Source organism: Paenarthrobacter sp. NyZ202 (assembly GCF_049860755.1).
In the GTDB taxonomy this organism is placed as follows: domain Bacteria; phylum Actinomycetota; class Actinomycetes; order Actinomycetales; family Micrococcaceae; genus Arthrobacter.
In genome coordinates this window covers 2287446-2313762 of record NZ_CP187556.1, presented here as the reverse complement: position 1 = coordinate 2313762, position 26317 = coordinate 2287446, and the positions used below count along the sequence as shown (strand labels likewise).

Genomic DNA, 26317 nt, shown 5'->3' with positions numbered 1-26317 from the left:
GAAATCAGTTGCCGGTGAGCTTCTCGCGCAGAGCAGCGAGGGCTTCGTCGGAAGCCAGCGTACCCGCGTTGGACTCGGCAGCAGCCGGCTCCGAGGAGTAGCTGGTAGCGCCGGAGTCGCCTTCGCCGGACGTTGCAGCAGCAGCGTCGTCGGCAGCGTGCTGGGCAACCTGCTTCTTGTGGGCTTCCCAACGGGTCTGGGCGTCAGCGTACTGCTGCTCCCAAGCGGCACGCTGTGCCTCGTAGCCCTCGAGCCATTCGTTCGACTCGGGGTCGAAGCCCTCGGGGTACTTGTAGTTGCCCTCTTCGTCGTACTCAGCGGCCATGCCGTACAGAGCGGGATCGAACTCGGTGCTGTCAGCGTCAACGCCCTCGTTTGCCTGCTTGAGGGAGAGGGAGATGCGGCGGCGCTCGAGGTCGATGTCGATGACCTTGACGAACAGTTCGTCACCAACGGAGACAACCTGCTCGGCGAGTTCCACGTGGCGGACAGCCAGCTCGGAGATGTGGACCAGGCCTTCGATGCCGTCTTCGACGCGAACGAACGCACCGAACGGAACGAGCTTGGTGACCTTACCCGGAACAACCTGGCCGAGGGCGTGGGTGCGGGCGAAGGTCTGCCACGGATCTTCCTGCGTAGCCTTGAGCGACAGGGAAACACGCTCGCGGTCCAGGTCGACCTCGAGAACCTCGACGGTGACTTCCTGGCCAACTTCGACAACCTCGGACGGGTGGTCGATGTGCTTCCAGGAGAGCTCGGAAACGTGGACGAGGCCGTCTACGCCGCCAAGGTCCACGAAGGCACCGAAGTTGACGATGGAGGAAACGACGCCCGGACGGACCTGGCCCTTTTCCAGCTTGTTGAGGAACGTGGAGCGGACCTCGGACTGGGTCTGCTCGAGCCATGCACGGCGGGACAGCACAACGTTGTTGCGGTTCTTGTCCAGCTCGATGATCTTGGCTTCGATCTGCTGACCGATGTACGGAGCGAGGTCGCGGACGCGACGCATTTCGACGAGGGATGCCGGCAGGAAGCCGCGCAGTCCGATGTCCAGGATGAGGCCACCCTTGACAACCTCGATGACGGTACCGGTAACGACGCCGTCTTCTTCCTTGACCTTCTCGATGTCGCCCCAGGCGCGCTCGTACTGTGCGCGCTTCTTGGAGAGGATCAGACGGCCTTCTTTGTCTTCCTTGGTGAGAACCAGGGCTTCGACCTGGTCGCCAACGGCAACGACTTCGCCGGGGTCGACGTCGTGCTTGATGGAAAGCTCACGGGAAGGGATGACACCTTCGGTCTTGTAACCGATGTCGAGCAGGACTTCGTCGCGGTCGACCTTGACGACGGTACCTTCGACGAGGTCTCCGTCGTTGAAGTACTTGATGGTGGCGTCGACGGCTGCGAGGAAGTCCTCAGCGGTGCCGATGTCGTTGATTGCGACGACGGGGGCACCGGGCTTCTCGGTGGAGGTGATGGTCATGTAGTAGGGGCTCCGTTGTGGATAGTATGTCGGTCAGGCAAACCGCTGCCGCCCGGCTCCGGACGGCAGAACACGGCACAGTGCCGGGTCATCCTGATTTGTGGATTGTTACAAAATGGCTGCGCGCACGTAGTACACGCCCGTTTATTGTAGTGGATTCCGCAAAGCATGGTCAAAAAGGGCGGTACCGCCGCGACCCCGCCCGCCGTGGTCCTGGCCCGCGGCGGATGCCCACCACGGTGGAGCTAGAAGTGCGTGAGGCAGTGAGCCGGCCGTTCGACGGCAAACAACTGCCGGGCCTCCAGTGCTGCCCCGCTCCGGTGTTCCCTGATCCGCCCCGCGGCGGCAAGGGTTACCGGTGACACCGCGCCAAGGTAGATCGACCCAAGATCAGCGATGTCGAGACTGACATCAGGCTGCCCGTCCTGGACTTCCCGCACGCTGGCGGAAGCACCGCCGTCGGCCTTCACCTCCCAGGTGCCGCCAGCCAGGCCAAGGGGATCCGCGACCTGCAGGACAAGCCGTCCCGCCACCGGATAGTGCCGGGACGACAATGCGGCCGGTACGTCGAGGATACGCAGCCACAACATGTCGCGGATATCCGATGCGTCGATGCAGCGCGGGTCCTCCAGCGCCCATGCCAAAGGATCGTCGACCGGCGCCTCTGCCCACGTGACCTGGTCAATGAGGTCGATGCTCCCCAGGAATCGCCACAGATCCAGGTAGGCAGCGTCCGTGCCTGCCACGATGTCAACGATGTCCATGGTGTAGGGCTTTGAATCCCAGCCCTTGAAGCGGTAGGAAACATAGCCATCGAGGCCGCCATCGGCGTCGTAGTGCAGGGCGCAGCGAACCGAAGTGTCGGGCTTGCCGTCCTGCCCCAGGGATCCGGACGCAAGAAGCCGGTAATACTCCTGGCGCCCCACCGACCCGGGCGTTGAGCGCTGGACGCGGTCAAAGAGCGCAGGGGCGATCTCCAGGAGGACTGCCGGATCTGCCACCTCGACCGAACCCGAAGCCTCTCCCCTGGGACGGAACCGGGGCCCCGTATCCACGGTGATGCTCCGTTCGAAGGTTGCGACTCCAAACCCGAACCGGCCGTAGATGCTGCCTTCGGAGGCCGTGAGCGCGGCAATCGCCAAGCCGTCGTCCTTGGCCGCCTCAAGGTCGGCCGTGATCATGCCGCGCAGGATGCCGTTGCGGCGGTGGGTGCCGCGAACCGTTACGGAGGTCACCAGGTTTGCCTCCACCTGCTTCCCGAAACCAACGTTCAGCTGCTTGCGCATGGTGGCATAGGTGGCCACCGGAACGCCGGAGTCCAGGGAATGATCGGGCACGGTGCCCGTGACGTAGACGCCGGTCAGCTCGCGTTCATCGGTGCGGTAGGCAGCCAGGGTCCTGGCCACATACTCCTCATCACGGCGCTGCTGGTGGAACCCGTGGGAAACGGCCTGCACCCATGCGGTGCTGCGGCCGTAGTCGGCGGCATCCGGGTGGGCGGCCGGGAATCGTTGGACGGTGTATTTGGCGGGAGTCGTTACTTTGGGATCAGCCACTCCCCGAGCCTAACCAGACGCGCAAGGGCGCGCCACCACAGCGGCGGCGCGCCCTTGCGGCGTGGAACCTGCCTGCTAGTGCCCGGCCTCGTGCCAGCTGGATCCGACACCGATCTGGACCTCCAGCGGCACGGAAAGCTCTGCGGCGGCGCCCATTTGTTCCGCCACGAGCTTCTCCACGGCTTCCCGCTCACCGGGAGCGACTTCGAGGACGAGTTCGTCATGGACCTGGAGGAGCATCCTCGACTTAAGTCCCTGTCCCTCCAGCTCTGCCGCCACGCCCAGCATGGCGCGCTTGATGATGTCCGCGGCCGAACCCTGGATCGGTGAGTTCAGGGCAATGCGTTCCGCGGCTTCGCGTGCCTGGCGGTTGGTGCTGGTCAGGTCCGGCAGGTAGCGCCGGCGGCCTTCGATGGTGGCGGTGTAGCCGTCTACGCGGGCCTGGTCCACCACGCCGCGCAGGTAGTCGCGGACGCCGCCGAAGCGGTCGAAGTAGTCCTTCATGAGGGTACGGGCCTCGTCCACGGAGATTTCCAGTTGCTTGGAAAGACCGAAGGACGTCAGTCCGTACGCCAGGCCATAGGACATCGCCTTGACCTTGGAGCGCATGGCGCTGGTTACCTCGGCCGGGGCCACGTTGAAGATCCGGGAACCGACAAAGCGGTGCAGGTCTTCGCCGTCACGGTACGCCTGGATGAGGGCTTCATCCCCGGACAGATGTGCCATGATGCGCATCTCGATCTGCGAATAGTCTGCGGACAGCAGGCACTCGTAGCCTTCGCTGACCATGAACACGCCCCTGACCCGGCGTCCTTCCTCGCTGCGCACCGGGATGTTCTGCAGGTTGGGGTTGTTGGAGGAGATGCGGCCGGTGGCTGCGATGTTCTGGGCATAGGTGGTGTGGATGCGGGCGTCGTCGGCGACCGACTTCTTGAGGGTTTCCACCATCTGGGCCAGCTTGGAGGACTCGCGGTGCGCCATGAGCTGGACCAGGAACTCATGCCCGGTCTTTTCCAGCAGCGCCTTGAGGGAGGCGGCATCCGTGGTGTAGCCGGACTTGATCTTCTTGGTCTTGGGCAGGCCAAGTTCCTCGAACAATACGGTCTGCAGCTGCTTGGGCGAGCCCAGGTTGACCTCGTGCCCGATCGCGGCGAACGCCTGTTCCTGGGCGCTCTCAATGACTTTGCCGAGGTCGGCCAATTGCTCGTTCATGCGTTCCATGGACACGTAGATGCCCGTGAGTTCCATCTGCGCCAGTACCCGCGCCACCGGGAGTTCGAGCGTGGTGAGCAGCGCGTCCGCCTTGCGCTCGGCAAGTTCCTTTTCGAAGTGCTTGCTGAGGGCGTGCACGACGGCGGCCTGCTGGATAAGTGCCGCGGCGGCGGCCTGGTCCGTGCCGCCTGCGAGGTCCAGTTCCAGCTGGCCCGATGGCGCAGTTGCCGGGGCGAGGGTGATCTTGAGGTGCACCTGGGCCAGTTCGGCGAGGTCGTAGCTGCGCCGGTCAGGCTGGATCAAGTAGCCGGAGATGGAGGTGTCGTCCACCACGCCTTCCAAGCTGAGGCCACGGTTGTGCAGCGCCTTCAGGGCAGCCTTGAACTCATGCAGGACCTTGGCTTCCTCGGGGTCCTTCAGCCAGGCGGCGAGTACGGACTCCGCCGCAGCGTCCAGCCCGGTGAGGTCGATGTAGGCTGCGGCGTTGTTCCGGACGACCGCGATGGCCACGGCGTCCTCACCAACGCGGCCCGGGACAGGCTGTACCGCGAGGGCGGAGCGGACTCCCGAACCGGCCGCGAAGAAAGCCTCCAATTCCGCGGCGCCGGCCAACGAGGCGAAGTCCGGGGTATCGATGCTGTCAGGAGCGGACCCGGCGGTGTCGTCCCCGTACAGATCAAAGAGCCTGGTGCGCAGCGTCCTGAATTCCAGCTCCTCGAAAAGGTCTTCGATGGCCTGGCGGTCCGGCCTTGGCTCGTGGAGGTCGGCCAGGGAAACAGGCAGGTCCAGGTCCGTCAGGAGCTGGTTCAACCGGCGGTTGCGCTTGACGTTCTCAACGTTTTCCTTGAGGGCGCCGCCCACCTTGCCGCCGATGGCGTCGAGGTTTTCCAGGATGCCTTCAAGTCCACCGTAAAGGTTGATCCATTTGGCTGCAGTCTTGGGTCCCACACCGGGAACGCCCGGGAGGTTGTCCGCGGACTCGCCCACGAGCGCCGCCAGGTCCGAGTAAAACGCAGGCTTGACGAAGTACTTCTCCTCGATGGCGGCGGCATCGAGCTTGGGAATGTTGCTGACCCCCTGCTTGGGGTAGAGCACGAACACGTTGTCGTTGATTAGCTGGAAGGAGTCGCGGTCTCCGGAGACCAGAAGGACCTCAAAGCCTTCGGCATCAGCCTTGGACGCGAGGGTGGCCAGAATGTCATCCGCCTCATAGCCAGGGAGTGCGATGGTTTTGATGCCCCAGGCCTCCATGACCCTGGCGATCAGCCCGATCTGGCCCTGGAACTCAGCCGGAGTAGCGTTGCGGCCGCCTTTGTACTCGCTGTACTCCGCTTTGCGGAACGTGGTGTCATCCGAGACATCGAAAGCAACGGCGACATGGGTTGGTTTCTGGTCCTTGATGAGGTTGATCAGCATGGACGTGAAGCCGTGGACAGCGTTGGTGTGCTGTCCACGCGCCGTGGAAAAGTTCTCGGCGGGCAAAGCGTAAAAAGCGCGGAAAGCCATGGAGTGGCCATCCAGGACCAGCAGCCTGGGCCGCCCCTCCCCCGCCGTAGCAAGGGAATCCGATGTTGAGGGATTGGGGGCTGTTGCAATGGCGGCAGCCTGGGCCGATGGAACCTGGTCCGGTTTGGTTGTTTCACTCACAGGTGCCAGCCTAGTTGGCATGATGGACAATTTCACGCCGAACCGGTTTCTGGACGAGCTCAACCAGGCAGGTATTCCGGAAGAGTTCCACGAGTGGCTTTCCGGCCATGGTGTGGGCGCCCTGGTGGTCAAGATGGGCATCCGCTTCACGGAGCTCAGCGCCGGACGTACGGTGGCCACGATGCCTGTTGAGGGCAATACGCAGGTGGCGGGAATCCTCCATGGCGGCGCCCACGTGGTACTGGCAGAGACACTGGGTTCGTTTGCGGCCTCCCTCCACGCTGGAAAGGGTCGGCACGCTGTAGGCATCGAGGTCGGCGCCACCCATCACCGTTCCATCGCCAGCGGAACCGTCACGGGTACGTGCACCGCGATCCACCTCGGCGGCACCCTGGCCACCCACGAGATCGTCATCACCGACGAAAAGGGCCGCAGGCTTTCCACCGCCCGGATCACCAACATGATCCGGGACAACCGTCCCTGACCGCCGGCGTCGCCGTGCCGGGCCGCTATGTCCTGCTGCCCGGCATCCGGTAGTGCAGTTCGGCTGCTGCCCCGCCAAGGATCCGTGACGAGACCAACTCCAGGGGCGCCGTCGGGCCTTTGAGCGGCAGCAGCCGCTTCCCGGAGCCCAGGACCACGGGAATGATGGTGACAATGATCTCGTGGAGCAGCCCTGCGTCGGCGAACTGCGCCACCAGGTTTCCGCCACCCACCAGCCAGACGTTTTTGTCACCGGCATCGGCCACCAGGTCCGGCGCAAACTCGCGGACATCGCCGCGGACGAACGTGACGTTGGATCCGGCAGGGGCCGCGTATTCATGGTGCGTGAAGACCCAGCACGGCATGTCCGGATACGGCCACTTTCCGGCTTCGTGCTCCACGAGCCACCGGTACGTGTCCCCACCCATGACAATGCACCCCACACCGGCAAAAAAGGATTCGTAACTGCCGCTGACGCCCTCCACCTGTTCGAACTGGAGGAGCCAGCCAAGGTCGTCCTCGGGGGATGCAATGAACCCGTCAATGGTGGACGCAACGTAGTACTGGAAGTTGGGCATGGCCCCAGACTAGTCAGTCGGCCCCCGGGTTCCCATACTCCACGCGGACGCTGCCGTTATCCGGCAGGACCACCACCCGGCCGGAGGTCAGCGTCCACCCTTCATTGAGCAGGAAGATGCGGCCACCACTCACCACCAGGAGCCGCAGCCCGGTGTAGCGGTAGAGCGGACCGGCTTCGTTGCCTACGGAATCCTCACGGACGTTCGGCACTGTGACAGCCAGCCGCTCCTTGCTGTACACCACGGCGGTGGGCAGTTGTCCGGACCTCTGCTGGTAGTCCACGGCCGCGCCCCGCCCCAGTGCCTGGGCATAATCCGAGGTGCCCCAGAACAGCAGGAGCGTGACCAGGACGAAGACCAGCGACCGTTCAAGCCCGCGGGGCGCGCCCCGCGCAGGGGTGTCGTGCACGGGGGCCGCACGGTGGCGGACGTTCAGGCCCCACGCGCCGACCACCAAGGCCGCGGCGATGAGGAAGGGAACATACAACAGGATGCGTCCGGGCTGGGTGACCACAAGGATCCAGAGGACTGCTGCCGCCGCAAAGCCGACGGCCGTCACGGCCAGCGCGATGGACCTGACCAGCGTCCTGTGTTTTCCGGCCTGCACGACCCGTACCACCGCCCGGTCCAGCATCAGCCACAACAGACCGATCACCACCAGCCAGGCCAACGGCTGGAACAGCGACTGAATGCTCCGCAGGATGAAGTCCTGCACCGTGTAGCCGAACAAGCTGACATCCAGTCCCATGGATTTCGCCTGGGCATCGGTGCGGGCCCACCCGAAGTAGACCAGGAGCGCAGTGGCCACCGTGAGGGGCGGACCGATGACCGAGAGGACTTCAAGGGTCCGTTTCCAGCGCAGGTTCCCTGCCTCTGCCTCCTCAGGGGTGCTCACGGTGTTGCCGTGGCGGTTGCGGAAGCGGACGGCGCCACAGCAGGGCTGGAGGACGTTGATGGCTGGGGAGCCGGCGTGCCGGTGGGCCCGGCAGATGCACTTGGTCCGGGAGCGTCCTCGTAGTAGAAGGTCACGGTGCCCGCAACATCCACGGTGTCGGTGATGGAGATCCTGACGGAACTCCGGCCTTCTGCCGGCGGCATCCGCAGGTACAGGGTCTCGTAGTCGCCGAACCCGGCCACTTTCTCCGGGAAAGCCGGCGCCCCATCGAACAGGATGTCTTCCACGCGCACGTAGTAACCGTCCAGCCTGACGATCGTTCCACCCTCACGTGGTCCCGATGCCCGGGTCAATCCCGCAACGGGCCGCAGGTTTTCGTCCACCACCGTGAGTCCGCTGAGGATTCTGGGGCACGCCTGGCCGGGTGCGGTGACAGCCCTTAGCGGCACTCCCGGATTGCTGCGGTGCTGGGCAAGGAGCGAGGCCGACGCTGCGGCCACCGTGTATTCGAGGCACTGTGTCTGGGGTACGCGGGGCGTCGCGGCAACCGCGGCCGCGGCCCGTTGCCAGTCGTCCTGGCTCCCTGTTCGGAGGGCTTTGCAGACGGCGGCACCCGCCACCCAGACCTGGACGCCTTCCTGGCCCTGGAGGCTTTGGGCCAGCTCATCGCACTGGAACTGCTGCAATTGCAGGTACCGCTGGCCCGATGTGGGATCGCTGGGACCTACCGGACCCAGCGGAACCCACTGCACCACAGGCGCTTCCACGGGCGGCGCGCCGGGCCCGGCCGGTCCCGGCGGCTGGACAGCTGTAGGCACGACGGCGGGCGGCTGGGTTGTGGGGGCGGCGGTGGTTGCTGCCGGCGCAGGATCGGGCGAGGGTACGTCCGGAGCGGACGTTGGGGGCAGGCAGGCAGTCAGAAGCACCATCAGGACCGGCGCGAGCGCAGTCCCGATGATGTGGCCTCTGGATCGGCTCGCCATGAAAGCCCCACATCCGCCGGAATCATGAGCAGCGTTACAGCTACTGCTGATTATTCTCCCGAATGGACCGTGCTGCCAGAGAAAGTGGCCGGGCTGCTGCGGAAGGTGCTACTTCCCGAAGTACGGCACGATCAAATAGATGCCGAAAAGTACTGCCAGGCCGCAGAAGCCAAAGCAGACGTAGGCCAGCGAGCGGAAGAGTGCGGGGGACTTCTGTCCGGTGTCGCCGGCGATGGCGGTCAACCGGACCCCCAGGGAGTACAGGGTCACGAGTGTCACGGCGGCCACCAGGGTTACGCCTGCCACCTGCAGCAGTTCCAACCACTTCATTGCTGCGCTCCCTCGCTCTTGGTGGATTTGCGTGATTTCTTCTTCTTCCGGAACCGCACGGCATGGCCCGCTTCTTCGACTTCCACCGCATTGTGGTGGCCAACGTGTGACTTGCGGGATGCGAAGAACATCAGCAGGATCGCCGCAGTCCCCACCACCGCGGCGATGACGACCCCTACCACGCCGACGTTGACCAGCAGGGCCGTCAGCGCCCCGACGATGCCTGCAGCCGGCAGGGTGAACAACCAGCCAAGGGCGATCTTGCCCGCGGTCCCCCACCGGACGGAGGTGCCTTTGCGGCCCAGGCCGGAGCCGATGACCGAACCGGACGCTACCTGCGTGGTGGACAGGGCGAAGCCAAGGTGGGAGGAGGCCAGGATGGCGGTGGCGGTACTGGTCTCGGCGGAGAAGCCCTGGGCGGGCTTCACCTCGGTCAGGCCCGACCCCATGGTCCGGATGATGCGCCAGCCGCCGGCGTAGGTTCCGATGGCGATGGCGAAAGCACAGGCTGCGACGACCCAGAACACCGGGCCGGAGCCGGGAGGCTGCGTACCACCGGCAATGAGGACCAACGTAATGATGCCCATTGTTTTCTGGGCATCGTTGGTGCCGTGGGCCAACGCCACAAGGCTGGACGTGAAGATCTGTCCGGTGCGGAAGCCCCCACGCTTCTGGGTGAGCTTGTCACCGGTTTCGGGGTCGTGCCGGGAGGTCAGTGCGTAGGCCAGGCGCGTGCAGAGGTAGGCAACCAGGCCTGCGATCAGCGGCGCGAAGATCGCGGGCAGGATGACCTTTTGGAGGACTGTCTCAAAGTTGATCGAGTGAAGGCCGATGCCCACCACGGCCGCCCCGATCAATCCTCCGAACAAGGCGTGGGACGAACTCGACGGCAGTCCCTTCAGCCACGTCACCATGTTCCACAGGACAGCGCCCATCAACCCCGCGAAGATGATGTCCGGCGTGATGTGGATGCCGTCGGACCCCTCGCGGATCAAACCGCCGGAGATCGTCTTGGCAACCTCCGTGGACAGGAATGCGCCGATGAGGTTGAGCACTGCTGCGAGTGCTACCGCCGTCTTGGGCTTGATGGCCCCTGTTGCGATGGGCGTGGCCATCGCATTGGCAGTGTCGTGAAACCCGTTGGTGAAGTCAAAGAAGAGGGCCAACGCTATGACAAGCGCGACCATGAAGGTGATGTCCACCTGTTGCCCAATCTGCAGAGTCGACGTTCAGCAGTTCCACTTTCCCCTTGCCTGCCAATCAGCATAGTTCAGCAATTGTTCAACAGGCTGGACTTGCAGAATTCACTCTGGCGGGCTTGAAACCTTAAGAATCCTACGTGCCAGCGGCCGGGCGGACAAACATGCCCCGGGCGTCCTTCATCCCAAAAAGGCGCCCAAGGCCGCGAGGTCGCGGCGGGTGAGGCCCTTGCGCGGATCAGGTGAGATGCAAAGCACACGGTCCTGCCGGAACTCTGCCCAGGAGCGGGCGTCGGATTCGCGGTCCAATTGGTCGTCCACCCAGGCAAAGCGTTCTGCTCCTGCCTCTTCCACATCCTTCTGCAGCGCAACGAGCTTCCACCATTCGGGCCGCTCGTCCCATCCTTGACTGGAAAGCACAGGCCAGTCCTGCCCCTTGAGCCCGATGGCCGGGCACAGGTACTCGGGAGCCAGCCGTTCCCACGTGGTGAGCCACACGAAGCGGGCTGCGGGATGTTCCGCCAGTTCGTTAAGTCCGGCGACAGCCTCGGGGGCATAGGCAACGTTCAGTATTCCGGCGTCAGCGGTTATCCAATCGCTTCCCCAGTCAGTGGTGCCCTGGGGGCCGAAGGGGTTCACCACGCCGTCGACATCCAAATAGATGGACACCGGCACAATGGCGGCCATTGGTACATCCCCTTCCCCTTGAGGTCCATGCTCAGCGTACGGCAAGGGCGACCGACGCTCGAAATCATACTCTTGACGTTCGTCATGGAAGTGATAATCTCGGAGTATGGAACAGCCCGCCGCACCCCGTTCGCCACGCAATGTCCGGGACATCGAGGACACCGTCCGCACCGACTTCCGCCACGCCATGTCCTATGGCGGCTACCTGGACCTGGACAGGCTGTTGAGCTCCCAGCACCCGCTCAGCCAACCCGAACACCACGACGAGCTGCTGTTCATCATCCAGCACCAGACCAGCGAACTCTGGCTCAAGCTGGTCCTGCACGAACTCCTCGAGGCCCGCAGGCTCATGGATTCCGACAGCCTCGGCCAGGCGTTGAAGTGCATTGCACGCGTCAAGGCCATCCAGCGCACCATGATCGAGCAGTGGTCCGTCCTGGGAACACTGACTCCCCGTGAGTACGCGCAGTTCCGCAACTTCCTGGGCAGTTCCTCCGGATTCCAGTCCTACCAATACCGCGCCGTGGAATTCCTGCTGGGCAACAAGAACCGCGGCATGCTCCGGGTCTTTGAGAGCGATCCCGCAGCGCATGCCCTGCTCAACCGGCTCCTGGAGGAGCCCACCCTGTATGACGCCTTCCTCGCCGTGCTGGCCCGGGCCGGGTACGACATCCCCGTCGACGTCCTGCAACGCGACACCAGCGAACCCTGGACGTTCCGCCCGGATATGGTGCCCGTCTTCCAAAAGATCTATGAGGCCGACGACACACCATGGGGGCTTTACGAGGCATGTGAAGACCTGGTGGACATCGAGGACAACTTCCAGGCCTGGCGGTTCAGGCACCTGCGCACCGTCCAGCGGACCATCGGCTTCAAGGTCGGCACGGGTGGCTCCTCCGGGGTCGACTTTTTGAGGCGGGCCCTGGATCTCACGTTCTTTCCCGAGCTATACGCCGTCCGCACGGAAATCGGCAACTGACAGCATCCCTACAGCTCCTTCCAGGAGGACCCATGACAACCGACCAGCAAACGCAACGGCCTCAAGCCGCCCAGCTCGACGCGGCAGACCCGCTTGCCACCCAGCGTGAGGCCTTCTACACGCCCGACGCCGGCCAGCTCACCTCATACCTGGACGGCAACTCCCTTGGACGCCCGCTTAAGGCAACGGCAGCGAACCTGCAGAACTTCGTCCATAACGCCTGGGGCAGCCGGTTGATCCGCGGCTGGGATGAACAGTGGATGGACGAACCAACCCGGGTCGGCGACCGGATCGGGGAGGTGACCCTCGGTGCAGCAGCCGGCCAGGTCACCGTAGGAGATTCGACATCCGTCATGCTGTACAAGCTGATCCGGGCTGCCGTGGATGCGCAGCCGGGACGTGACGAGATCATCATCGACCGGGACAACTTCCCCACCGACCGCTTCATCATCGAGGGTATCGCGGCCGAGCGGGGCGCCACCATCAAGTGGATCGCACCCAATCCGGCCAGCGGCGTCCGTGCCGCGGACCTTGACGGCATCCTGGGTGAGCGCACCGCCGTCGTGGTCCTGAGCCATGTTGCCTACCGTTCGGGGTTCCTGGCGGATGCGCCGGGCATCACCAACGCCGTCCACCGCGCGGGAGCCCTTATGCTGTGGGATCTTTGCCATTCAGTGGGCTCCGTGCCGATGGAGCTGGATGCATGGGGCGTTGACCTGGCTGTCGGCTGCACCTACAAGTACCTCAACGGGGGCCCGGGTTCGCCGGCCTTCGCCTACGTCAACGCCGCGCGACAGAACCGGTTGCAGCAGCCCATTTGGGGCTGGATGGGTGCGGACAACCCGTTCGGCATGACTGAGGCCTACCGGCCGGCAGAAGGCATCCGCCGGTTCATCACCGGAACCCCGCCGGTCCTGGCGATGCAGCCCATCAAGGACATGGTGGAACTGATCGCTTCCGTAGGAATGGACGCGGTGCGGGAGAAGTCGATTAATCTCACCGAATATGCCATCCGGCTGGCAGACGAGCTCCTGGTGCCCATGGGGGCGGCGATCGTCAGCCCGCGCAACGCTGCCGAGAGGGGTTCCCACATCACGGTGGACCACCCGAGGTTCAGGGACGTCACCGCGAAGCTCTGGGAGCGCGGCGTCATCCCCGACTTCCGCCCGCCGCACGGCCTGCGGATCGGACTGTCTCCCCTGAGCACCAGCTATGCCGAGGTGGAACTCGGGGTGACCGCCATCCGCGACGCCCTGGCAGAGCTGCAATGAGTGCAGTCCTCGATGACATGGACTCCCGTCCCGGGAGTACCACGTCACTGCTGCGGACGGTTATCGGCCTGTATCTGCGGGACGCCGGCGGATGGATGGCCGGGCGCGACATGGTTTCCCTGATGGAAGCCCTGGGTACCTCGGCCACCGTCACCCGGACCGCGTTGGGCCGTCTGAGGAAAAAGGACGTGGTCCGGCAGGAAAACCGGGACGGCGTCGCCGGCTTCACCCTCACCGCGGGCGCAGCCGCCATGCTTGCACGGGGAGACCGCCGGATCTTCACGCCGCGCAGTATGTCCGACTCCGATCCGTGGTGCCTGGTCTCCTTTTCCATCCCGGAAACTGAGAGGGAAAAGCGCCACCAGCTACGGCGCCGGCTGCACTGGATCGGCTGCGGCACCGTGGCTGCCGGGCTGTGGATCTGCCCCGACACACTGCGCGGCGAGGTGGAGGAAATCCTGGTGGACCTGGATCTCCGGGACATGGCCACTGTCTTTGTGACCCGGACACCCATGGTGGGCGGCAGCCTCCGGGACGCCGCCGCGAAGTGGTGGGACCTGGATGTTGTCGCCGGCCTGCACCGGGATTTCATCGATTTCATCCACGGGCAGGGCGCGGCTGTTCCTCTTCCCGACGACGGCGTGGAGGCATCAGCGTCCTCATTCGCCACCTATGTACAGTGCATTGACCGGTGGCGGGTTATCCCCTATCTGGACCCTGGGCTACCCGGTTCCTTCCTTCCCGACGACTGGCCAGGCGCTGAAGGGACAGCCTTGTTCAGCCGGATCGTGGACGCCTACGCAGGCCCCAGCGCAGAATACGTCCGCAGCACGCTCGGCGTGGCAGTACCCTAGAAGCCCTTCTTCACCCGTGACACGAACCGGAACCTGTCTCCCCGGAAGGTGCTGCGGGTCCATTCGACCGGGGATCCGGAACTGTCACGGGCCATCCGGTGGACAACCATGAGTGGAGCGCCCATTTCAATACCAAGCAGGCGGACCTCCACCGGCCCGGCCAGTGCAGTCTCCACCGTGTCCTCGACCTCGGCCAGCTGCCGCCCATAGACGCCTGCCAGGACGGCGTAAAGCGACCCCGTCCGGGCCAGATGTCCACCGAGCTCCGGCAACGGCCCGGGGAGGAAGGCGACTTCATGGGCCAGCGGCTCGCCCTCGATCAGCCGGATGCGCTCCAGCCGGGTTACCGGATCGCCCGGCCGCAGGCCGAGGGAGTCTGCCGCGTCCTTGTCTGCCGGAATGACATCGAGTGCCACGACGCGGGAGTCTGGCCGCAGCCCCTGGCTTTTCGCATCGTCCGAGAAAGACGTCAGCTGCCGGACATGCGTCATCTTCGGTGGCGCCACGAAGGTGCCATGGCCCTGGATCCTGCCGAGCTTTCCTTCGGCCACCAGCTCGCTGATGGCTTGGCGGACCGTGGTCCGGGACGTCCGGTGCTCCTCCGCCAAGGAGCGCTCAGTGGGAATCAGCGTGCCCGGCTGCAGGCCGGAAATCATGGCCAGGAGTTCTGTCTTCAGGAGGTAGTACTTGGGAGCCGCCGGGCCTGGAGGGAATGACACCCGGACATCCTACTTGTAGACATGGGGATTGGTCTATGCCAATCTGGTCGGAGTTGCCCCGTAGCGGAAGGATGCCCATGCCCAGAGCAATGCACCGCCATGCCACCCAGGTGGTCGTCTTATGAGTCCGGCCGTCCTTGGACTGCACATCGGCGGATCCAAGACCCACGCCGTCAGGGCCGGGCTTGACACCTCCGGTAACCATGACGGCGAGGACGGCGGCGCTGTGGAAATCACCGAAGCCCGAGCCAATCTGTCCTCGGTGGGCCACCAGGGCGCCGACGCCGTCCTCCGGCGGATCGCTGCCGCTGTCGGTCCGGGCATCAGTGCCGTCTGCATGGGCGCCGCCGGTGCGGACACGCCTGCCAGCCGGGCTGTGTTGACTGCACTGCTCACGGAGCACTTTCCCGGGGCCGTGATCGACGTCGTCCATGACACCCGCATAGTCCTCGCCGCCGCCGACCTCGACGCCGGCGCCGTAGTGGTGGCTGGAACCGGTTCCGTGGCGTGGGGAAGAAGCCGGGACGGCCGCGAAGCCCGGGCCGGTGGCTACGGATACCTGCTCGGCGACGAAGGCGGCGGCTACTCCGTGGTCCGGGACTCGGTCCGTGAGGCCCTGCGCGAGTACTACGCCGGGCTCGAACCAGGCCCACTGGTCAAGGCGATCATGGCAGCTACGGCAAGCGCCGACGCCTTGCAACTGATGGACTTTTTCTATGCACGGCCGGAGCCTGACCACTGGGCCGGGCTTGCGCCTTTGGTGCTGGACCTCGCGGCAGAGGGTGATCCCGCCGCAGTCCGCATCCAGGCCGAGGCTGCACATTCGCTCGCGACACTGGCCAGGCAGGTCCTGGGGGAACTTGGGCTGGACCTGCCGCTCGTGATGGCCGGAGCGTTGCTGGTTAACCAGCCCCAGCTGGCTGGAGCAGTGGCACGGAAGGTTGCGCTGGATGACCCTTCGGGCATCAGGATCCTGGATGAGGCTCCCGTGCACGGCGCCGTGAAGCTTGCCCGCCGGTTGATCCAAAGCTGAAGATCGCTGCACTTCCCGGGATGCCGTGACGCGGGAAGCCGGTGACCCTTGCCGGGCACCGGAGTACTCTGGATTTATGCCTGAAACATGCGGTGGCCGGTAGCGATGACGCGGGCGCGGCGGCGATGGTTGCCTGCCTTCCTTGTCCCCCTTGCTGTGGCGATAACGGTGCTCGCCGGATCGCTCACGGCCGGAGCCACGGTGTCCCTTCCGCCCAAGTCGGCCAGTGACATCCTGGCCATGGTCGCCCGGACCGAGGTGCGGGCCCTCTCCGGCACCGTGGTACAGGAAGCTGCGCTGGGGCTTCCGGAGATTCCGGCGACCGGCCCCGGGGCTGCTCCCGGTGCGGCCGGAGCCCTTGACCTGCTGACGGGTTCGCATGAGTTCCGCGTTTTTGTTGACGCGCCGGGCAAGGCACGGTTCCAGGTCATGGAGCGTATGGCCGAACGGGACGTGGTGGTCAACGGCCGCGACATCTGGTTCTATGATTCGGGCGACAACAGCGCGACCCACCTGACCCTCCCCCAAGCCGGAGGCCACGCTTCCCATGATCCAGGCGACACCGTCATGGAAACCCCGGAATCCATGGCGGACCGTTTCCTGGCAGCGATCGATCCTTCCACTGAAGTCAGGGTCGCCGACGACGTGTCGGTGGCCGGACGCAGCGCCTACCAGGTGACACTGATCCCGCGCAGTGCGGGAACCTTGGTGGAGTCCGTATCCATTGCTGTCGACTCTGAAACCGGACTCCCGTTGCGTGTCGAGGTGCGCGCCAAAGGCCAGAACGAACCTGCGTATTCCTTGGCCTACACTGCCCTTGACCTCGCCGTCCCCGACCCGGGCTTGTTCCTCTTCACTCCCCCGCCCGGGGCCGCAGTGACGGAGCAGGCGGTGCCCGCCAAACCCCTGCCCGACAAGCTCCTGCCCGACAAGCCCGTACCCGACCAACCCGTACCCGCCCTGCCCTCGCCTGGCCCGGATGAGCCGGCGCCGGCACAGCACGGTCCCAGCGTGACCGGCAGGGGCTGGGACGCGATAGCGGTCTTCCCGGCAGGCGTTGTCCCGCCTGAGGTGGCGGCCTCGCCGCAGCTTGCGCAGGCCCTGCAACCGGTGGCCGGTGGCCGGGCCCTCACCACCGCCCTCGTGAACGTCCTGTTCCTGGACGACGGGCGTATCTATGCGGGCATGGTTCCCTTGGAGCGGCTGGAGACAGCCGCAGCAGCTGAATGACCCCGGGCCCATGACGGCCCTTTCCCCCGAAGCCGGAGCCGGCCTGGCCATTGAAACCCACGGGCTGGCCAAGAGATTCCGGCACCGGGCAGCCGTGGACGGCATGGATTTGGCGGTCCCGTATGGTGCTGTCTTTGGATTCCTTGGGCCCAACGGTTCGGGCAAAACCACCACGATCCGGATGTTGCTGGGGTTGGCCGGCGCCAGCCAGGGAAGCATCAGGGTTCTGGGCCGGGACATGCCCGGTGACCTGGCCACGGTGCTGCCACGGGTGGGCGCCTTGGTGGAGGGACCGGGCTTCTATCCGTTCCTTACCGGTACCGGCAACCTCGTCCGGCTCGACTCGGCCGACAGGCACGCGTCAGCGTCCACGCGGCGCAAGCGGGTGGCAGAGGCACTGGACCGGGTGGGCCTGACCCACGCCGCAGGCAAGAAGGTCCGCGCCTACTCCCTGGGCATGAAGCAGCGGCTGGGCCTGGCCAACGCCTTGCTGAGGCCCCGTGAACTGCTGGTGCTGGACGAGCCCACCAATGGACTGGATCCCCAAGGTACCCGTGAAGTCCGCAGCCTGGTACGCTCCCTGGCCGCAGGCGGGACCACGGTCTTTGTCTCCAGCCACCTGCTAACCGAAGTCGAACAAATGTGCACCCATGCAGGGGTCATGCGCGGGGGCAGGCTGGTAGCCCAGGGCCGCTTGGATGAGCTCCGGGCGGCAGGCCAGCCACATGTTGTGGTTAAGACTCCCGACGCCGACCGGGCCGCTGGTGTCCTGGCCCGCCTGGGGCTGGTACCCGGCCCAGGCCATGGAGCGGGTGGAGGCCAGGACGCCGGTGCCGTTGTGGGCACGGGCCTGAACGGCATGGAACCCGAGAGGATCGTTGCGGCGCTGGTAGAGGACGGGGTCCGGGTCAGGGGATTCGCCGTTGAGACCCCCAGCCTCGAGGAACGTTACGTATCCCTGACCGGAGAGGGGTTTGACGTTGTCGGTTGACGCTTCTCCGCGGATCAGTCCGGGCGCCGGGTGGGCATTGCTGGCGTCCGAGCTCTCCGTCTTGTTCCGCAGGGTCCGTACGTGGGCCATGCTCCTGGCGCTGGCAGCCGTTCCGGTTTTGATCGCCGTGGCCGTCAAGCTGTCGGCGCGGCCGGCAGCGCCCGGGCGGGGACCGCTGTTCCTGGACCGCATCACGCAGAACGGGCTGTTCGTGGCCATCACGGCGCTGGTGGTGTGCGTGCCACTGTTCCTGCCCCTGACGGTGGGAGTGGTGGCAGGTGACACGCTTGCGGGGGAAGCGAACCTGGGCACCCTGAGGTACCTTCTGCTGGCCCCCGCGGGGCGGATCCGGCTGTTGGCCGTGAAGTACGCCGGGGCTGTCGCCTTCTGCATAGCCGCAACGGTGACGGTTGTGGCAGCAGGTGCCCTGGCCGGCGTCGTACTTTTCCCGGTGGGGCCGGTGACGCTGCTGTCCGGCGACACCATTGGCGAGGTCGAATCCTTGCTGCGGTCCTTGCTGGTGGCCGCCTACATCACCGTTTCACTGCTGGGCCTGTCCGCGATCGGGCTGCTCATCTCGACCTTCACGGACGTACCGGTGGGAGCCATGGCAGCCACCGTGGTGCTCTCGGTCGTGTCGCAGGTCCTCGACAACCTTCCGCAGCTTGAGTGGTTGCACCCGTGGCTGTTCAGCCACCATTGGCTGGGCTTCGCCGACCTGCTGCGCCAACCGGTCTCCTGGGATTCGTTCCTCGACAATGCCGTGCTCCAGGCGGGCTACGTCGCGGTCTGCGGCGCGCTGGCGTATGGCCGTTTCGCGGGAAAGGACATCTTGTCCTAGGCGTTGCCGTAGGCTCTTTCCATGGCCAGATTCTTTGACGTCCACCCGCAGGATCCACAGCCCCGTGCGATCGGGCAAGTAGTCAATATGCTGCAGAACGGCGGACTGATCGCCTATCCCACCGACTCCTGCTACGCGCTGGGGGCACAAGTAGGCAACCGGGAAGCGTTGGACAGGATCCGGACCATCCGGCACCTGGACGACAAACACCACTTCACCCTCGTCTGCAAGGATTTCGCCCAGATGGGCCAGTTCGTCATGCTGGACAACGATGTTTTCAGGAGCATCAAGGCCGTCACTCCCGGCAGCTACACGTTCATCCTGCCCGCAACGCGTGAAGTCCCCAAACGGCTGCTGCACCCCAAGAAGAAGACGGTCGGGGTAAGGATCCCGGATCACAAGGTGGTGCAGGCACTCTTGGCGGAACTCGGTGAACCGCTGCTCTCGAGCACGCTCCTCCTCCCCGACCAGGACGAACCGCTCACCCAGGGCTGGGAGATCAAGGAGCGCCTGGACCATGAGGTTGATGCAGTCATCGACTCCGGCGACACCGGCTCTGAGCCCACCACCGTGATTGACTTCTCCAGTGGAGTCGCCGAGGTAGTGCGCCGGGGAACCGGAGACCCCTCCCGGTTCGAGTGACCCACGGGTGGTTCCGGTCCGCGGCGTAAAGAGTCATCGGAACTGGAAGCGGCACCCGCTGTTCAGCGCCACCTGCGCCAACCCCATCAATTCCAGGGTGAGCGCGGATGGCTGCGTGCCCTGCGCCGCCGGTGGATAGCTCACGGCAAGCGTGAGTTGCCTGTTGCCATCGGCACTGCTCATGGACACCACTCCTCCGCCCGGAAGGTCGGCGGCATGGCCGAAGTAGGAGCCGTTGGTGCACCGGTCATCCCACTGGTCGAGTCCCAGCCCGTAGCCGCCGGGAAGCGGGCCCTTCATCTCCACCAGGCTCGCCGGTTCCAGGAGCCTGCCTTCCAGCAGCCCTGCGTAGAAGGAGTTCAGGTCCGCCACCCCGGCAGCAATCCGTGGTTCCCCTTCGCCTGGACCGGCAAGCGCCGTCACATCCGAGGCGTCGCCGTCCACCAGGACGTACCGGTGGACCAGGGTGTCCGGATTGGCCCCCGCAGACACCGGGAAGGAACGCAGGCCCAGGGGTTCCCCGATGTCCCGTGCCAGCACGGTGGCCAGGCCCGCACCCCGAAGCCGCTCCACCAGCACGCCGAGGATCCGGTACCCCTGGTCCGACGGATCCAAGGAGCTCGGTTTCCGCCCCAGCACCTCCCGGACGGAACGGCCGCCCGCCACCGTCCCTGACAGCTCCGGCAGGTAGGTTGCCACGGGAAGGTCCAGCACCACCAGCCCCTCCTCCACGAGCGCCAGCACCAGGACCGCCAGCATGCTGCGGCCCACGGCGCCGATGAAGACGGGATCACCCGGCGCCGCGGCAGCGCCGCCCAACGTCCGTGTTCCGGCGGTGTGCGACCAGGCCTGCCCGCCAACTTTCGCCTCGATCAGGACGGCACTGGCCCCCTGGCCGACCATTTCGCGGCTGTACAGTTCCATCGCGGCCTGGAGCTCCCGGAAAGCGGGCGGTACGGTGGCCGGGTCAGGGGACGGTACGCCGAACGTGGACGGGGCGGGCGCCGCCAGCGAGGACTCCGTTCCTGGAAGGGTAGGCACAGCAGAAGCCGGCGTCGACACCATGGAGGTGGGAGGCGGCGGGGCCGGTCCAGGAGCAGGAATGCATGCTGTGAGCAGGCTGCCGGCGGCAAGCACCAGGCATCCGGTGAGGCCGGATGGTAGGCCGTGCTGTTCCCGCCGTGGCATGCCGCCTCCCGTGCTACCCCGCCGGTTCCTCCGGCTTGCGCGCCCGGCTGGGCTGGACCCGCATGGGTTCACCGGGCATCTTGGGGAATTCCGGCGGGAACGGCATTTCCCCCTGCCCGCTCTGCACGTCCCTTTCCCACCACCGCAGCAGGACGTCGATATCACCTGGACTGCGGTGCATCTCAGCCCACGGATCGCCAACGGTCCGCAGCCGCTCGGGAACGGTCATGATGGTGTATTTGGCGGGATCGGCGTTCTCCAGCTCGTCCCAGGCCAGCGGGCAGGACACCTGGGCCTGTGGAACTGCCCGCGGACTGTAGGCCCCGGCGATCGTCCTGTCGCGGTTGGCCTGGTTGAAGTCCACGAAAATCCTGCTGCCGCGTTCCTCCTTCCACCATGCCGTGGTGACCTTGTCCGGCATCCGCCGTTCCAGCTCGCGGCCGGCTGCAATAACGGCGTGGCGGACCTCCAGAAATTCATGCTTGGGGTGGATCGGCGCATAGACGTGGATTCCGCGGTTGCCGGATGTCTTGATGAACGGCGTCAGGCCCGCTTCCTCCAGGACGGAGCGTAGTTCGAGGGCGGCCGGGATCGCGTCGTCGAAGTCGGTCCCCGGTTGCGGGTCAAGGTCGATGCGCAGTTGATCCGGGTTGTCCGAATTGCCGGCCCGTGAGGCCCACGGATGGAAAACAACCGTGTTCATTTGTGCAGCCCATACCGCTGCCGCCGGCTCGTCAATCACCAGTTGGGGATGGGAACGGGCACTCGGATACACCACGCTTACCGAGCGCACGTAGTCGGGCGCGCCCTTGGGAGGGTTCTTGGAGAAGAACATGTCCCCTTCGATGGTTCCGGAATACCGCTGAAGGCTGACGGGCCGGTCTCCGTTGGCCGCGACAAAAGCCTCGCCCACGTCCACCAGGTATTGCGCCAGGTCCAGCTTGGTCACTCCGGCCTCAGGCCACACCACGCGGCCGGGACTGGAAATCCGTACCTCCCTGGGGCCATGGGGTCCGGGCACGGAAATGGTGGTTGATTCGCTCGCCATGGGCACAAGCTACCGCGAACCGCACCCGCGCGTCAGCACCCCAGCCCCATTTGCGTCCGTGGCGCACGGGTGCCTCTCGCTGCAGCATGATGGATACATGCCTGTCACCGAAACTGCCCTGACCATCGCCACGGGAGACACCAGTGTTTCCGCCCTGCACCTGCAGCCGGACCAGTCCACAGCCATGCTCGTGGTGGCCCACGGGGCCGGAGCAGGCATGGAGCATCCGTTCCTCCAGGGCTTCGCGGAAGCCATGGCCCGGGAAGGCGTCAGCACCCTGCGTTTCAATTTCCCCTACCGGGAAGCCGGACGCCGGTTCCCGGACAGGCCACCGGCCGCCATTGCGGCGTGGCAGGACGTCATGCGGACGGCAGCGGTGTTGGCTGGAGATCAACCGGTGTGGGCCGCGGGTAAATCCTTCGGCGGGCGGATGGCCTCCATGGCCGTTGCCGAGGGCATGCCCGCCCGGGGCCTGGTGTATCTGGGCTATCCGCTGCATGCTCCCGGAAAACCGGAGAAACTGCGCGATGAACACCTGTACGGCGTCACCGTTCCGATGCTGTTCCTGCAGGGCACCCGCGACACTTTCGCAACGCCGGAACTGCTGGAAGCGGTGGTCAGCCGAATCGGCCCGACGGCGGAACTGCAGTGGCGTGAAGATGCGGACCATTCGTTCGCGGTCAAGGGTGTCAAACGCAGCGCTGCTGAGACCGGGGCTTCGCTGGCCCCCGTTGTGGCAGCGTTCCTTGGGACCACCCGCTAACGCGGGGAACGGGCAGGCACCGGACCACTACCGGGGCGCAGGCTCATGCCGCAGATAGCTGCGGCGGAACCTTCCCGTACCGGCAGTCAGCGCCCGGAGTTCGATGGCGTACCGCAGCAACTCCTGGTCGGGGACCTCCGCGGTGACGTCCGTGCCGTCGCCGGCTTCGGCTGCAGACGTGCCTGTCACCCGGCCCCGGCGGCCCGAGAGATCGCTCATCACCGTGCCGACGTACTCGTCCGGGACACTGACCACCACGGCGGACACCGGCTCCAGCAGTTGAATGGTTGCTGCTGCGGCGGCTTCCCGGAGGGCGAGGGCACCAGCTGCCTGGAAGGCTGCGTCCGATGAGTCAACGCTGTGGGTCTTACCGCCCACCAGCGTCACTTTGATGTCCACCACCGGGAAACCAGCGGAGACTCCTTTGAGCATCTGCGCGCGCACGCCTTTTTCGACAGATGCCACGAACGTGGCAGGGATGACGCCTCCGACGATCCTGTCCGCGAACTCGAACCCCGCGCCGCGCGGCAGTGGTTCCACCTCAATGTCGCAAATGGCAAACTGGCCGTGGCCGCCGGACTGCTTGACGTGCCGCCCGTGCCCTGTTGCCTTGCCGGCAAAGGTTTCCCTGAGTGGAGTGACCACGTCCACGGTTTGCAGCTTGATACCCTGGCCGCGCAATCGGTCCAGCACCACCTCGGCGTGCGCTTCACCCATGCACCACAGGATCAGCTGGTGCGTGTCCTGGTTGCGTTCCACCCGCAAGGTCGGATCCGCCGCCGCGATTTTTCCGATGCTTTTGGCCAGGGCGTCCTCATCGCTGCGTGATGCTCCCTCAATGGCCACCGGCATGAGGGGTTCGGGCATGTTCCAGGTTTCCAGCAGAAGCGGAGCGTCCCGGTCCGACACGGTGTCGCCCGTTTCGGCCGCCGCCAGCTTGCTGATGGCACAGATGTCGCCGGCAATGCTGAATGGTACGGCTTTGAGGCTGGATCCCACGGGCGAGTAAAGGTGGGTGACCCGTTCGTCGCTGTCGTGGTCCTCGTGCCCCCTGTCCGCGAGGCCGCGACCGCCGATGTGGATTGGCGAGTCCTCGCGAAGGGTCCCGGAGAAGACCCTGACCAGGCACACCCGCCCCAGGAACGGATCTACCGTAGTCCTGACCACTTCTGCGGCCAGCGGCCCTGCCGGGTCGCAGTCCAGGTTCTTCAGCGATGATCCGTCCAGCGCCATGGCTGGTGGAGGGACCCGTTCCAGCGGAGATGGCAGGGCATCGGTAAAGAGCGACATGAGTTCCGGCAGTCCCAGTCCCGTTTCAGCGGAGGTGGGGATGACCGGAAAGAACGCGCCCCGGGATACGGCCGTTTCGAGGTCGCTGACGAGGTCCGCCAGGGGCAGTTCTTCGCCACCGAGGTAGCGGTCCATCAGGGTTTCGTCTTCGCTTTCGGCGATGATCCCCTCGATCAGCGGTCCGCGGGCTTCAGCGATGGCGGCATCGTTGTCCGTGCCGTGGAGGACGCCTGCAAGCTGTTCGCCCGGGGCGCCCGGGTCGGGCAGGTACAGCGGCAGGACCGCTTCGCCGAAAGCTTCCTGGCAACGCACGACGGCGGCACGGAAGTCCGCGCGTGGATGGTCCAGTTTGCTGAGGACCACCGCACGCGGCATGCGGATCTTTTCGCACTCGCCCCAGAGGGCAACGGTGGCACCGTCGATGCCGTCCACGGCCGAAACAACGAAGAGGGCCGCATCAGCGGCCCTCAACCCTGCGCGCAGTTCGCCGGTGAAGTCTGTGTACCCGGGGGTGTCGATGAGGTTGACCTTGGTGTCGCCTGCAATGATCGGCGCGACCGACAGGGAGACTGAGCGTTGCTGGTGGATCGCCGAGGGGTCCGAGTCGCTGACGGTGGTGCCTTCAGTGATCGAGCCCATCCGGGTGATCGCGCCCGTGGCTGCCAGGAGTGCCTCCACCAGCATGGATTTACCCGCCCCGGAGTGCCCTACAAGAGCTACGTTGCGGATGGTGGCGGGGTCCGTGGAGGCCAACGCCGTACCGTTATCGCTCTTCCGCGTGTCGGGCGACCCCGGCGTCCTGGCTGATTCCCGCGTGCCCTTCGAGGACATGGCTAACCTCCTGGGGGTCGTTTCCTGCTCGTAGCTTCCACAACGTGGGGTTCGAACGTGTACAAGGATTGGACACCCTCAGGCGACCACAGGGCAAGGGCAGGTGCGTGCCCAATCCGGCAGGCCGCCGTCGTCCCTGGCTTCCTGCGGCGGTTGGTCCGGTTCAGGCCGCGAGCGCCTGCCACAGGAAGAGCACCGACATGACCGCGCAGGCGAGGACCACAGCTGTCATGCCCGCAAGCCAGATGAACGCCGGAACTCCGGTGGTCCGGCCGAGGATAAAGGCGTCGGATGCCTGCAGCCGGTGCCGGTGCCGGGTATGGACGCCTGCCAGTTTCAGGAGGTCGCGGACCGATCCGACGGTCAGGGCTATGCCGAGGACCATGATGGCGTAGCTGATGACCTCGGGAGTGCCGAAAAGGAGCAAGGCCTGGGCGGCGGCTGCGCTGACGACAGCCACGAGGATACCCGTGGCGTTCCGGAGGAAGACCAGGGAGACCAGCAGGACGATGGCGCCGATGGACATGGCCGCGCCGGACCTGCCGGCGGTAAACGCCCATATGAGTGCAAGACCGGCGACAGCAGGCGCCGGATATCCCCAGAAGCCGGACCAGGCCGCACCGAAGGCGCCCCGGCCGCTGCTGACCAGGCGGCCGGAGTGGTCCAGGCCGATGCGGAGACTGTGGACGAAGCGTCCGGTCATGAGGGCGGCATAGGCATGGCCGAGTTCGTGGACAAAGGTCACATACAGCCCGAACCACCGCCAGGTGGCGCGTGGAACGCTGAGGGCAACGGCGCAGCCGATGATGCCAAGGAGGGCTGTAGCCGGCACCGCGGTGGTGTGCGTTTCGGTAAAGCTTCGGATGACCGCCTCCCACCAGGCTGCCGGGAGGCCGGTGGGATCGGTCAGGGTGCCGGGTGTTGCGGTGACTGTCACCGTGGCATCCTACGGAACAAGTCTGGGAGTCAGGAGACAGCGGAGCGCGGCCGGGCACGAAGCCCTGCCACCAGGATCTCGAGGCCGAAGTCGAAGGCGGCTTCCCCACGCGCATCCGGCGGGCCGGCGTGGTTCAGGGCCGTGGTGAGGCTTGGGTAGCCCTGGGCAGGCGGCGCCCAAACGACATCCGGGGCGGCAAGATCCAGGGCGAAGCCCAGTGCGAAGCTGTCGATGGTGGAAATGGCCGAGACGACGTCCTGCCCTTGGAACCCCGCCCTTTCCAGGGCGACAGCGAGGTTCTCGTAGAGCGCCAGCACCTGGGGATCCTGGACTGTTTGGAGCACGAGCAGCGGCGCCAGCCGCGGGTGCCGGGCGAACGCGTCGCGATAGCTGCGGACGATGGCACGCAGCGCACTTTCCCAGTCGGGTGCCACGGAAAGGTCATAGGGGGTTTCGGAGATGATGCGGCCCCGCATCAGTTCGAGGATCTCTTCCCTGCCGCTGACGTGGTTGTAGATGGACGACTGGCTGACGCCGATCCGCTTGGCAAGCTTCGGCAGGCTGAAATCGCCGGCCTCGTCCACCAGTTCCAGCGCCGCAGTGACCAGGGCGTCGATGGAAATGAGCGGCACAGGGGGGCGGGGCATGGG

The 26317-nt window shown here is 65.6% G+C and carries 25 protein-coding genes; 10 read left to right on the top strand and 15 right to left on the bottom strand.

The window, feature by feature from the left end:
• Positions 1-4 precede the first annotated feature (4 nt).
• The 3 genes from rpsA to polA all read right to left on the bottom strand — a co-directional run bounded on the left by rpsA (position 5) and on the right by polA (position 5754).
• On the bottom strand, positions 5-1480 hold the full coding sequence (gene rpsA, locus ACPFL9_RS10710; RefSeq protein ID WP_021470388.1) for a 30S ribosomal protein S1: 1476 nt from the start codon (positions 1478-1480) through the stop codon (positions 5-7).
• Between the two features lie 245 nt (positions 1481-1725).
• On the bottom strand, positions 1726-3036 hold the full coding sequence (locus ACPFL9_RS10705; protein ID WP_426002560.1) for a GNAT family N-acetyltransferase: 1311 nt from the start codon (positions 3034-3036) through the stop codon (positions 1726-1728).
• 75 nt (positions 3037-3111) lie between these two features.
• Positions 3112-5754 carry a DNA polymerase I gene (gene polA, locus ACPFL9_RS10700; protein WP_426007530.1) on the bottom strand — a complete coding sequence of 881 codons (2643 nt, stop codon included), beginning with the start codon at positions 5752-5754 and terminating at the stop codon, positions 3112-3114.
• A gap of 160 nt (positions 5755-5914) precedes the next feature.
• Here polA and ACPFL9_RS10695 point away from each other — a divergent pair, with 160 nt between their 5' ends.
• Positions 5915-6379: a hotdog fold thioesterase gene (locus tag ACPFL9_RS10695; RefSeq protein WP_426002559.1), complete on the top strand. Its 465-nt coding sequence runs from the start codon at positions 5915-5917 to the stop codon at positions 6377-6379.
• A 25-nt stretch (positions 6380-6404) separates the two neighbouring features.
• Here ACPFL9_RS10695 and ACPFL9_RS10690 read toward each other — a convergent pair whose 3' ends face one another.
• The 6 genes from ACPFL9_RS10690 to ACPFL9_RS10665 form a co-directional block, all read right to left on the bottom strand.
• Complete coding sequence (locus ACPFL9_RS10690; protein ID WP_426002558.1) at positions 6405-6956, bottom strand: dihydrofolate reductase family protein; 552 nt, start codon at positions 6954-6956, stop codon at positions 6405-6407.
• Positions 6957-6969: 13 nt separating this feature from the next.
• Positions 6970-7851, bottom strand: coding sequence for a hypothetical protein (locus ACPFL9_RS10685; protein WP_426002557.1), 882 nt, complete (start codon positions 7849-7851; stop codon positions 6970-6972).
• A complete protein-coding gene (locus ACPFL9_RS10680; RefSeq protein WP_426002555.1) occupies positions 7848-8834 on the bottom strand; it encodes a hypothetical protein in 987 nt (328 codons plus the stop codon). The genes ACPFL9_RS10685 and ACPFL9_RS10680 overlap by 4 nt, the downstream gene beginning before the upstream one ends.
• A 108-nt stretch (positions 8835-8942) precedes the next feature.
• Entirely contained in the window at positions 8943-9164 is a 222-nt protein-coding gene (locus ACPFL9_RS10675) for a hypothetical protein (RefSeq protein WP_426002554.1), read from the bottom strand.
• The gene (locus tag ACPFL9_RS10670) at positions 9161-10366 is read right to left on the bottom strand and encodes an anion permease (protein ID WP_426002552.1); all 1206 of its coding nucleotides are present in this window, start codon (positions 10364-10366) and stop codon (positions 9161-9163) included. Before ACPFL9_RS10670 ends, ACPFL9_RS10675 begins: the two co-directional genes overlap by 4 nt.
• A 177-nt stretch (positions 10367-10543) precedes the next feature.
• Positions 10544-11050 (bottom strand): HAD domain-containing protein, encoded by a 507-nt coding sequence (locus ACPFL9_RS10665; protein WP_426002550.1) that lies wholly within the window; start codon positions 11048-11050, stop codon positions 10544-10546.
• Positions 11051-11156: 106 nt separating this feature from the next.
• Here ACPFL9_RS10665 and kynA point away from each other — a divergent pair, with 106 nt between their 5' ends.
• The 3 genes from kynA to ACPFL9_RS10650 are packed head-to-tail and all read left to right on the top strand — an operon-like array spanning position 11157 to position 14154.
• Positions 11157-12029, top strand: a complete 873-nt coding sequence (gene kynA, locus ACPFL9_RS10660; RefSeq protein WP_426002548.1) for a tryptophan 2,3-dioxygenase — start codon at positions 11157-11159, stop codon at positions 12027-12029.
• Positions 12030-12061: 32 nt separating this feature from the next.
• Positions 12062-13300, top strand: coding sequence for a kynureninase (locus ACPFL9_RS10655; RefSeq protein ID WP_426002547.1), 1239 nt, complete (start codon positions 12062-12064; stop codon positions 13298-13300).
• The gene (locus tag ACPFL9_RS10650; RefSeq protein WP_426002545.1) at positions 13297-14154 is read left to right on the top strand and encodes a PaaX family transcriptional regulator C-terminal domain-containing protein; all 858 of its coding nucleotides are present in this window, start codon (positions 13297-13299) and stop codon (positions 14152-14154) included. The genes ACPFL9_RS10655 and ACPFL9_RS10650 overlap by 4 nt, the downstream gene beginning before the upstream one ends.
• On the opposite strand, the gene ACPFL9_RS10645 is transcribed toward ACPFL9_RS10650, so the two are convergent.
• Positions 14151-14810 carry a GntR family transcriptional regulator gene (locus ACPFL9_RS10645; RefSeq protein ID WP_426007529.1) on the bottom strand — a complete coding sequence of 220 codons (660 nt, stop codon included), beginning with the start codon at positions 14808-14810 and terminating at the stop codon, positions 14151-14153. The two genes, ACPFL9_RS10650 and ACPFL9_RS10645, sit on opposite strands and share 4 nt — an antisense overlap.
• Positions 14811-14994: 184 nt before the next feature.
• Between ACPFL9_RS10645 and ACPFL9_RS10640 the strand changes: the two genes are divergently transcribed.
• The 5 genes from ACPFL9_RS10640 (at position 14995) to ACPFL9_RS10620 (ending at position 19610) form a co-directional block, all read left to right on the top strand.
• Positions 14995-15906: an N-acetylglucosamine kinase gene (locus ACPFL9_RS10640; protein WP_426002543.1), complete on the top strand. Its 912-nt coding sequence runs from the start codon at positions 14995-14997 to the stop codon at positions 15904-15906.
• Positions 15907-15993: 87 nt separating this feature from the next.
• A complete protein-coding gene (locus ACPFL9_RS10635; protein WP_426002542.1) occupies positions 15994-17136 on the top strand; it encodes a LolA family protein in 1143 nt (380 codons plus the stop codon).
• A gap of 10 nt (positions 17137-17146) precedes the next feature.
• Positions 17147-18127: an ABC transporter ATP-binding protein gene (locus ACPFL9_RS10630; RefSeq protein ID WP_426002541.1), complete on the top strand. Its 981-nt coding sequence runs from the start codon at positions 17147-17149 to the stop codon at positions 18125-18127.
• Entirely contained in the window at positions 18111-18968 is an 858-nt protein-coding gene (locus ACPFL9_RS10625; protein WP_426002539.1) for an ABC transporter permease, read from the top strand. The genes ACPFL9_RS10630 and ACPFL9_RS10625 overlap by 17 nt, the downstream gene beginning before the upstream one ends.
• A gap of 21 nt (positions 18969-18989) precedes the next feature.
• The gene (locus ACPFL9_RS10620; protein ID WP_426002537.1) at positions 18990-19610 is read left to right on the top strand and encodes an L-threonylcarbamoyladenylate synthase; all 621 of its coding nucleotides are present in this window, start codon (positions 18990-18992) and stop codon (positions 19608-19610) included.
• Positions 19611-19643: 33 nt separating this feature from the next.
• Here the strand turns inward: ACPFL9_RS10620 and ACPFL9_RS10615 are convergent, their stop codons facing one another.
• Positions 19644-20651, bottom strand: coding sequence for a serine hydrolase (locus ACPFL9_RS10615; RefSeq protein ID WP_426002535.1), 1008 nt, complete (start codon positions 20649-20651; stop codon positions 19644-19646).
• A gap of 160 nt (positions 20652-20811) precedes the next feature.
• A complete protein-coding gene (gene ligD / locus ACPFL9_RS10610) occupies positions 20812-21846 on the bottom strand; it encodes a non-homologous end-joining DNA ligase (RefSeq protein WP_426002534.1) in 1035 nt (344 codons plus the stop codon).
• A 97-nt stretch (positions 21847-21943) separates the two neighbouring features.
• Between ligD and ACPFL9_RS10605 the strand changes: the two genes are divergently transcribed.
• Complete coding sequence (locus ACPFL9_RS10605; protein ID WP_426002533.1) at positions 21944-22609, top strand: alpha/beta family hydrolase; 666 nt, start codon at positions 21944-21946, stop codon at positions 22607-22609.
• A gap of 27 nt (positions 22610-22636) precedes the next feature.
• Here ACPFL9_RS10605 and ACPFL9_RS10600 read toward each other — a convergent pair whose 3' ends face one another.
• The 3 genes from ACPFL9_RS10600 to ACPFL9_RS10590 all read right to left on the bottom strand — a co-directional run bounded on the left by ACPFL9_RS10600 (position 22637) and on the right by ACPFL9_RS10590 (position 26314).
• Positions 22637-24730 carry an elongation factor G-like protein EF-G2 gene (locus ACPFL9_RS10600; protein WP_426002532.1) on the bottom strand — a complete coding sequence of 698 codons (2094 nt, stop codon included), beginning with the start codon at positions 24728-24730 and terminating at the stop codon, positions 22637-22639.
• Between the two features lie 163 nt (positions 24731-24893).
• Positions 24894-25667, bottom strand: a complete 774-nt coding sequence (locus ACPFL9_RS10595) for a M50 family metallopeptidase (protein WP_426002530.1) — start codon at positions 25665-25667, stop codon at positions 24894-24896.
• 29 nt (positions 25668-25696) lie between these two features.
• Positions 25697-26314 (bottom strand): TetR/AcrR family transcriptional regulator C-terminal domain-containing protein, encoded by a 618-nt coding sequence (locus ACPFL9_RS10590; protein ID WP_426002529.1) that lies wholly within the window; start codon positions 26312-26314, stop codon positions 25697-25699.
• Positions 26315-26317 lie beyond the last annotated feature (3 nt).

Coding starts and splice junctions, on each gene's coding strand:
- ACPFL9_RS10645 (WP_426007529.1), bottom strand. CDS start 14,810: ATGATTTCCGGCCTGCAGCCGGGCACGCTGATTCCCACTGAGCGCTCC.
- ACPFL9_RS10600 (WP_426002532.1), bottom strand. CDS start 24,730: ATGTCCTCGAAGGGCACGCGGGAATCAGCCAGGACGCCGGGGTCGCCC.
- ACPFL9_RS10590 (WP_426002529.1), bottom strand. CDS start 26,314: ATGCCCCGCCCCCCTGTGCCGCTCATTTCCATCGACGCCCTGGTCACT.
- ACPFL9_RS10630 (WP_426002541.1), top strand. CDS start 17,147: ATGACGGCCCTTTCCCCCGAAGCCGGAGCCGGCCTGGCCATTGAAACC.
- polA (WP_426007530.1), bottom strand. CDS start 5,754: ATGGCTTTCCGCGCTTTTTACGCTTTGCCCGCCGAGAACTTTTCCACG.
- ACPFL9_RS10650 (WP_426002545.1), top strand. CDS start 13,297: ATGAGTGCAGTCCTCGATGACATGGACTCCCGTCCCGGGAGTACCACG.
- ACPFL9_RS10695 (WP_426002559.1), top strand. CDS start 5,915: ATGATGGACAATTTCACGCCGAACCGGTTTCTGGACGAGCTCAACCAG.
- ligD (WP_426002534.1), bottom strand. CDS start 21,846: ATGGCGAGCGAATCAACCACCATTTCCGTGCCCGGACCCCATGGCCCC.
- ACPFL9_RS10690 (WP_426002558.1), bottom strand. CDS start 6,956: ATGCCCAACTTCCAGTACTACGTTGCGTCCACCATTGACGGGTTCATT.
- ACPFL9_RS10675 (WP_426002554.1), bottom strand. CDS start 9,164: ATGAAGTGGTTGGAACTGCTGCAGGTGGCAGGCGTAACCCTGGTGGCC.
- ACPFL9_RS10635 (WP_426002542.1), top strand. CDS start 15,994: ATGCGGTGGCCGGTAGCGATGACGCGGGCGCGGCGGCGATGGTTGCCT.
- rpsA (WP_021470388.1), bottom strand. CDS start 1,480: ATGACCATCACCTCCACCGAGAAGCCCGGTGCCCCCGTCGTCGCAATC.
- ACPFL9_RS10665 (WP_426002550.1), bottom strand. CDS start 11,050: ATGGCCGCCATTGTGCCGGTGTCCATCTATTTGGATGTCGACGGCGTG.
- kynA (WP_426002548.1), top strand. CDS start 11,157: ATGGAACAGCCCGCCGCACCCCGTTCGCCACGCAATGTCCGGGACATC.
- ACPFL9_RS10655 (WP_426002547.1), top strand. CDS start 12,062: ATGACAACCGACCAGCAAACGCAACGGCCTCAAGCCGCCCAGCTCGAC.
- ACPFL9_RS10620 (WP_426002537.1), top strand. CDS start 18,990: ATGGCCAGATTCTTTGACGTCCACCCGCAGGATCCACAGCCCCGTGCG.
- ACPFL9_RS10605 (WP_426002533.1), top strand. CDS start 21,944: ATGCCTGTCACCGAAACTGCCCTGACCATCGCCACGGGAGACACCAGT.
- ACPFL9_RS10640 (WP_426002543.1), top strand. CDS start 14,995: ATGAGTCCGGCCGTCCTTGGACTGCACATCGGCGGATCCAAGACCCAC.
- ACPFL9_RS10680 (WP_426002555.1), bottom strand. CDS start 8,834: ATGGCGAGCCGATCCAGAGGCCACATCATCGGGACTGCGCTCGCGCCG.